At 43.2% G+C, this 1,069-nt stretch carries 1 protein-coding gene and 1 pseudogene; both read right to left on the minus strand.

The features are described 5' to 3' along the window. A pseudogene (locus UYC_RS37645) lies at positions 1 to 165 on the minus strand (photosystem II q(b) protein); the annotation flags it as partial. Positions 166 to 532: 367 nt separating this feature from the next. Then, a complete protein-coding gene (locus tag UYC_RS0108700) occupies positions 533 to 883 on the minus strand; it encodes a histidine triad nucleotide-binding protein (protein ID WP_016877200.1) in 351 nt (116 codons plus the stop codon). Positions 884 to 1,069 lie beyond the last annotated feature (186 nt).

Raw genomic sequence — 1,069 nt, forward strand, 5'->3', positions numbered from 1 at the left:
AGCCGCGATGAAGGCGATGATGAAGCAGGTGGTAGCGGCGAGGAGGGTTGGAATCATCAACACGCCGAACCAACCGATGTATAAACGGTTGTCAGTGCTGGTGACCCAATCACAAAACCGCTCCCATGCATTGGCGCTTTCGCGTCTTTGTAGGGTTGTGGTCATTGTTTTATGAGTGCTAGGTTTTTTGAAAAATCTTTTAAGTGTAAGTTCATCTACTTACGCGTGTCCTAATATTAGAGGAAAGGTTGAGTTTTGTAAAGGCTTTTAATTAGTTTTTGTTTATAGAATTTAACTAATAAAATAACTAAATTCAATAGAATACTATCTATAGGTCTTTAAGATTTGAGAAATTTAGTCGTTTACCTTGCTACTTCTATTGACCAACATCAATGGCGATTAGAAATCGCGCGCCAGGTGCTACCCCCAGAGCGCACTGGCTTGGCTATGCCATCAAAGGTTTTAAACCCACGGAGGTGGGTTTTGTATATGTAGCTGCGACTTTTAGTCGCTTGGTACAAAATATCTATAATCAACCAGGAGGCCATGCCATATGCCTTCCCCCCAAAATATGCAAGTGTAAATGGTAAACCGTTTGACCACCATCAGCGCCAGTGTTGATCACAACGCGATAGCCGTTTGCAAGCCCAGCTTGTTCGGCAACGTGCTTTGCAGTTAGTAGCAGATGTCCCAAAAGAGTAGCATCTTCAGCATCAGCATCAGCTAATTTGGGAATAGGTTTTTTGGGAATCACAAGGATGTGAACGGGCGCTTGGGGATGGATGTCTTTAAATGCCAGCGCTAAATCATCCTCATAGATAATATTGGCTGGAATTTCTCGACGAATGATTTTGCTAAAAATTGTCTCTGTAGTTTCACTCATGCCAATTTACCTTTGTATCTGCTAGAGATTTTGTCATGTTTAGTGTGATTACAAAAATTTCAGCTAATGCTTGCCAGAGTCTGGAGTGCATCTATTGTGGGTATCGACGCCGTTAAGGTGGGTGTGGAAGTCGATATTTCGGGCGGTTTGCCGGGAATTGTTGTATTGGGCCTGCCTGACAGCGCT

This window comes from Chlorogloeopsis fritschii PCC 6912, from assembly GCF_000317285.1.
GTDB lineage: Bacteria > Cyanobacteriota > Cyanobacteriia > Cyanobacteriales > Nostocaceae > Chlorogloeopsis > Chlorogloeopsis fritschii.